Below are 5966 nucleotides of genomic sequence, written 5' to 3'. Positions count from 1 at the left end.
TGTCGGGCATGTCGAAATAGCGGAGGGGGCCGCCGGCCAGCGCGGTCCGCATGAATTCTATCCAGATGGGCAGTGCCGCCCGGGCACCTGTTTCGCGGCGGCCCAGAGATTGCGGCGTGTCGAGGCCGACCCAGACGCCTGCCGTCACATCCGGTGAAAAACCGACGAACAGGGCATCCACGCAGTTGTCCGTTGTTCCGGTTTTACCGGCTACCGCAGGCCCCAATCCACGGGCCTTTCTGCCTGTGCCCTCCAGTATGACGGCCCGGAGCATGTCGGTCACGATGGCGGCATTTTGCCTGGACATGACCACTTTTTTGTGCGGTTTGACCCGCCAGACAACGCGCCCCCCGCCATCGACTACCTCCAAAATGCCAAAGGGCGCGATTGCCTGGCCGCCGTTTGGGAAGACGGCATAGGCCGAAGTCAGTTCCAGCAGCGTCAATTCGGAAACGCCCAGGGCCAGGGAAAGATAAGGCTTCAGGGTGGAATTGATACCCAGGTCATGGGCAAAATCTATCACCGTTTCAGGGCCCGTCATCTGCAGCAAACGCACCGCCGGAATGTTTTCGGAAAGGGCGAGGGCTTTTCGCAAGGTCATTTCACCCTTGTAGGTTCTGGAAAAATTTTCCGGCTTCCAGTCTCTATTGCCGCTTGCGCTTTTGAACACCACCGGTGCGTCCGTCAGGGTCATATTCTGGGAAAACCCCATGCGCTGGATGGCGGCTGCATAAACAATCGGCTTGAAGGCCGACCCCGGCTGCCTTTTGGCTGTGGTCGCCCGGTTGAATGTGCTCTGATCAAAATCCCTGCCACCCACCATGGCAAGGATGCCTCCGTTGTGAACATCCAGGGCTACCAGGGCGCCCTGGGGAGGGCCGTCTGAATGCCCCCCCCGGGACTGCATTCTTTTTTCGAGGTCCAAGAGGCCGTTGCGGACGGCCGTTTCGGCCGCCTGCTGAAGATCGAGGCGGATGGTGGTGTAGATCGTCAGTCCGCCTTTATACAGCATTGAAGCACCGATGTGGTCTTCCAGGGCTTTTGTAGCGAAAGCCGTAAAATAGGGCGCTTTCGCGTGCCCCCCTGTTCGGCTTCGGGTGCGGACGGGTTCGTTGACGGCCTGTGCAAAAGCCTTCTCATCGATGTCACCGACGGCGAGCATCTGCTTTAAGACGATATTTCTGCGATGGCGGGCGAGGTCCTTGTCGACCAACGGTGAATATCGCGAGGGGGCCCTGGGCATGGCGGCGATCAGGGCGCATTCGGCCAGGCTTAATTCGTCGAGCGTTTTCCCGAAAAAAATCTTGGCGGCCGATGAGACTCCGTAGGCGCCGCTGCCCAGATAGATCTGGTTGAGGTAGAGCGCTAGAATTTCTTTTTTCGTGTAGCGCCTTTCAATCTGGAAAGCGAGCACGGCTTCCTGTACTTTTCTGAACAGCGTTTTCTGAGAGGTGAGAAAAAGCGTTTTGGCGAGCTGTTGGGTGATGGTGCTGGCCCCCTCTACGAACTCGCCGGCAACGATGTCCCGAACCCCCGCCCGCAGGATGCCTTTTATGTCGATTCCGCTGTGCTCGAAAAATTTTCTGTCCTCGGTGGCAACGATTGCGGCAAGGAGATCGGGGGGCATTTCCTGAATAGGTACCGGGATCCGGTTTTGGACAAACAGTTCCGTGAGCGGCGTTCCGTCTTCGGCGAGGATCCGGGTCACGCCCGAAGGCTTGAAGGTGTTCAAGGCGCGAATCTGAGGCAGATCCCTGGTCAGGCCCAGAAAGGTGCCGATGAGCACACCGCTCAAAACAGCCAGAAATGTTATCAGCAAAAAGACGAGAAATTTACGCTTCGGTTTCATGGCCCTGACGTTGCCGCCTTGTTTAGAAGCCCCGGGGTTGACTTACCCCTCCACGGGTACTAATTTAAAAATCTATAAACCATTTAAAAGTGGAACGTTTACAAGTACTAGGAGATTGCCATGACCCATCACGACCACCACCATCATGATCACCATCACGACCACCACCATGATCACGATATCAAGAGCGAATTAACATTTGACGAGAAATTGATCAAGCTTCTGGATCACTGGCTCAAACACAACGACGACCATGCCGAAACGTACATGGACTGGGCCGGGAGGGCCAAAGAAAACGACCTGGAGGCAGTGGGTGAGATCCTCGACGATGTCTGTGAGCTGACCGGTCGAATCAGCGAAAAGTTCAAGGCGGCGGCCGGCCTGGTGAGGAAGAGCGCATAACCCCCACCGTTGTACCCGAGTCGAGCGTTTCAAATTTTAGGCTGTTCCCGGGGGCGCGTCCGTTTGCAATCATCCCCGGCTGAACGCCGTCTTCGAATTAAATCAAAGGGTTTCAAAGGGGTGTCGACGGTCAGGACCACCAGGCTCCCCGGCTGGGCAAATTCGACGGCCCCACCGTCGGCGTCATGGACGGCTTTGATGGTGTCCATACCGTTTGGCGCGCCGGGGGTGACGATGTCGATGTCGTCGCCCGTGAAAATTTTGTTGCGTACCTCCACGCGGGCCCTGTATCCATCCCGGCCGCCCGGCAGCGGCTCGAGCACCTTGGCGATGAAACGGTGACCGCCGGCAAGGTTTCCGGCATAATCGGGACGCGTGTTGTCGATCGCGCCCAGATAGAATCCGGTGCCGTAGCCGCGGTTGCTCACCGTCGCGAGCGCTTCTTTCCACGCGGGGTCGCATGTGTAGGCGGCGGGGTCGTCCAGGTAGGCGTCGATTGCGGCCCGGTAGGTTTTGACCACGGACGCGAGATAGTTGATGCCCTTCATGCGGCCCTCGATTTTGAAAGCGGTGATGCCGGCTGCGATCATTTCAGGCAGGTGCTCGATCATGCACAAATCCCGCGAATTGAAGATATAGGCCCCTCTCTGATCCTCGGCAAGCGGATAGAACTGGCCGGGGCGCTTGGCTTCGACCACCGCGTAGCTGAACCGGCAGGGCTGGCAGCACATGCCCCGGTTGCCGTCCCGGTTTTCCATGAAACTGCTCAGAAGGCACCGGCCGGAATAGGAGATGCACATGGCGCCGTGCACGAAGGCTTCGATTTCCACGGGTACATGGTCCGCGAGCGTCTTGATTTCTCCAAGAGAAAGTTCCCGGGCTACGTTTATCCGTCGCACCCCCTGCTTTTTCCAGTAGGCGGCTGCAAGGCTGTTGGTGGTGTTGGCCTGGGTGCTGAGGTGCAGGGGAAGCTGTGGAACGATCTCCTGGGCGCACAAGATGACGCCCGGGTCGGAGACGATGAGCCCGTCCGGCCGCAGGTCTTTGAGAAAAAAGAGAAAATCACGCAGGGCGGGATGCTCGCTGTCCCGGGAATAGACGTTGCAGGCCACGTAGACCCTGGCCTTGCGGCCATGGGCCAGGGCGACGGCCCGCACCAGCTCCTTCCGGGAAAAATTGCCGGAAAAGTTCCTGAGACTGAAATCCTTGCCTGCCAGGTACACGGCATCGGCACCGTAGTGCAGGGCGATTTCGAGCTTTTCGAAATTGCCGGCCGGGGCCAGCAGTTCTATATTTTTTCTGAGGTCATGCATGGGGATTATCCAAGGTACGGCTGTGGAATGCTCTCATAATCCTTTAACTTTTTCAACAGGCTATGCTATAGATCGCATGTATGAAGAACCAGCCGAGGATCTTTCTGACCGCACTGATTGTGATGGTTGTGCCCTTGTTGGCGCTAAGCCTGTCGACAGGCGCTGCCGCAGCCGGAGAAAAAGTCACCGACCTGCTAGGCAGGGAAATGACGGTCGTCGAGAATCCGCAGCGCATTGTGGCCCTGGCCCCCAGCATAACGGAGATCGTTTACGCCTTGGGCCAGGAGGCACGCCTGGTGGGCGTGACCCAATACAGCGATTATCCCGAAGCGGCGGCCCAGCTGCCCAAGGTGGGCTCCTATGTCCATCTGGACCTGGAACGCATCGTCTCCCTGCAGCCGGATCTGTGCATCGGCGTCAAGGACGGCAACCCCAAAGATGTTGTCGACCGCCTGGACGACCTGCAGGTGCCCGTGTTCGTGGTCAATCCCCGGGATCTGCAATCGGTAATGCAGACGCTGACCGCCATCGGGGGCCTGTTGCAGGTGAGAGATCGGGCGGATGCGATTGTGAGCGGCATGCAATCGAGAATAGAGGCGGTGGAACGGGCCGTATCCACGTCCGAAAAGCGGCCGAGCGTTTTTTTTCAAATCGGCGTTTCACCGATCGTTTCCGTGGGGACCCACACGTTTATCAATGAACTGATCGTGAAAGCCGGCGGCCGCAATCTGGCTGCCGGAGAGGTGGCCTATCCCCGGTACAGCCGAGAGCAGGTTCTGGGGATGGCGCCCGATGTCATCGTGATTACCTCCATGGCCAGGCATGCCGTTTTTGAGCAGGTCCTGGCCGAATGGAAACAGTGGCCGCACATACCGGCCGTCAGGGACGGTCGTATTTTCATGCAGGACTCCAATCTGTTCGATCGCCCCACGCCGAGACTGGTGGACGGCCTGGAGCTTTTGGCCGGGATGATCCATCCGGAGCTTTTCGAGGAGGGGTCGTGAAGCAGGACACCCCCAGACTGCTGTACAAGATCCTGATAACGACCACGGTTGCGGTCGTTTTTTTTCTGATAGCGGGCCTGCTGGGCATATCCATCGGTTCCTCGGGCCGCACCCTGTTCGCGGTGTTCGAATGGCTTGCCGGCAAGGGGGGGCACGATCCCATGCTGCAGACGATCGTCTGGGAGATCCGGTTGCCGCGGGTGCTGTTGGCGGCCCTGGTGGGGGCTTCTTTGTCCATGGGGGGGCTCGTGTTTCAGGCCCTGCTCAGGAACCCTTTGGCCGAACCCTATATCCTGGGTATCTCCGGGGGGGCGGCCATCGGCGCCATCATCGGCATTCTCCTGGGCCTGGCGCGTTTTCCGGGTGTGACCTTTACCGCATTTGTCGGAAGTTGCGCGACGCTGGCCCTGCTGCTCATCATGACTTCCGGCGGCACGATCCTGCGGAAGGATTCCCTGCTGCTCTCCGGCGTGATGGTCAACGCCTTCTGCAGCGCCCTGATCATGTTCCTGGTCTCCATTACCCAGGATGCCCGGTTGCACAACATCATTTTCTGGCTCATGGGGGACATGGGCATGGTGGGCATGGGCCAGGTCGGCATGCTTGCCGGCATCCTTCTGCCCTGCTTCCTGCTGTTCTTTCTGCTGTCAAATACCCTGAACTTGATGGTAATGGGCAAGGAGACGGCGCTGGCCATGGGCATCAATGTCCAGGTCATGAATATCGTCCTGTTGGTGACCACGTCAGTCATGATCAGCGCGTCGGTCAGCTACAGCGGCTTGATCGGATTCGTCGGGCTGGTCATGCCGCACCTGCTGCGGCTGTCCCTGGGGCCGGATCACCGGGTGCTGGTGCCGGCCTGTGTTTTCGGCGGGGCCGGTTACATGGTCCTGTGTGATTTGCTGGCCAGGGCCCTGCCCCGGCAGGGAGAAATGCCGGCCGGTGTGATCACGGCCCTGATCGGTGCGCCCTTGTTCATCTATTTACTGAAAAAGGCCAAATGATGCCCGCGACGATCGAAGCCACCCGGCTCGCACACGCATACGGCCGGACGCCGGTACTGGATGACATCTCCTTTGCGGTTACGGAAGGTGATTTTTTCATCATCATCGGCCCCAACGGATCCGGCAAAACGACCCTGCTGAAGCTTTTGTCCGGCATCCACAAGCCGGCCGGCGGCGGGGTCGCCATCGGCGGAAAGGCGCTTGACGTCTACACCCGCAAGGGGCTGGCCCGTAAGATCGCCTATGTGCCCCAGATGATCCAGACCGATTTCCCCTTTACGGTCCGGGAGGTCGTGCTCATGGGCCGGTCGCCGCATTTAGGGATGCTGGGGCTGGAAAGGGCGAACGATCTGGAACTGGCCGAAGAGGCGATGGGATTTACCAAGATCGGGAA

At 58.9% G+C, this 5966-nt stretch carries 6 protein-coding genes; 4 read left to right on the top strand and 2 right to left on the bottom strand.

The window, feature by feature from the left end:
- Nucleotides 1-1849 (bottom strand): penicillin-binding protein 1A (locus LJE94_19275; GenBank protein MCG6912240.1); only part of this gene is annotated, 1849 nt, incomplete at its 3' end.
- A 120-nt stretch (nucleotides 1850-1969) separates the two neighbouring features.
- Between LJE94_19275 and LJE94_19270 the strand changes: the two genes are divergently transcribed.
- Nucleotides 1970-2251 carry a hypothetical protein gene (locus LJE94_19270; protein MCG6912239.1) on the top strand — a complete coding sequence of 94 codons (282 nt, stop codon included), beginning with the start codon at nucleotides 1970-1972 and terminating at the stop codon, nucleotides 2249-2251.
- 29 nt (nucleotides 2252-2280) lie between these two features.
- On the opposite strand, the gene LJE94_19265 is transcribed toward LJE94_19270, so the two are convergent.
- Nucleotides 2281-3564, bottom strand: a complete 1284-nt coding sequence (locus LJE94_19265; GenBank protein MCG6912238.1) for a U32 family peptidase — start codon at nucleotides 3562-3564, stop codon at nucleotides 2281-2283.
- Nucleotides 3565-3644: 80 nt separating this feature from the next.
- Between LJE94_19265 and LJE94_19260 the strand changes: the two genes are divergently transcribed.
- The 3 genes from LJE94_19260 to LJE94_19250 form a co-directional block, all read left to right on the top strand.
- A complete protein-coding gene (locus LJE94_19260) occupies nucleotides 3645-4568 on the top strand; it encodes a cobalamin-binding protein (GenBank protein MCG6912237.1) in 924 nt (307 codons plus the stop codon).
- Nucleotides 4565-5572 carry an iron ABC transporter permease gene (locus LJE94_19255; GenBank protein ID MCG6912236.1) on the top strand — a complete coding sequence of 336 codons (1008 nt, stop codon included), beginning with the start codon at nucleotides 4565-4567 and terminating at the stop codon, nucleotides 5570-5572. Before LJE94_19260 ends, LJE94_19255 begins: the two co-directional genes overlap by 4 nt.
- Nucleotides 5569-5966: ABC transporter ATP-binding protein (locus LJE94_19250; protein MCG6912235.1), on the top strand; the 398-nt coding region annotated here is incomplete at its 3' end. The genes LJE94_19255 and LJE94_19250, both read left to right, overlap by 4 nt.

The organism is Deltaproteobacteria bacterium (assembly GCA_022340465.1).
In the GTDB taxonomy this organism is placed as follows: Bacteria; Desulfobacterota; Desulfobacteria; order Desulfobacterales; family B30-G6; genus JAJDNW01.
The sequence above is the reverse complement of the archived record's forward strand: the minus strand, read 5'-3'. Positions and strand labels throughout refer to the sequence as shown.

What these genes read in the sequence shown, in the direction of transcription:
- LJE94_19265 (MCG6912238.1), bottom strand. Translation starts at nt 3,564, where the DNA reads ATGCATGACCTCAGAAAAAATATAGAACTGCTGGCCCCGGCCGGCAAT.
- LJE94_19260 (MCG6912237.1), top strand. Translation starts at nt 3,645, where the DNA reads ATGAAGAACCAGCCGAGGATCTTTCTGACCGCACTGATTGTGATGGTT.
- LJE94_19270 (MCG6912239.1), top strand. Translation starts at nt 1,970, where the DNA reads ATGACCCATCACGACCACCACCATCATGATCACCATCACGACCACCAC.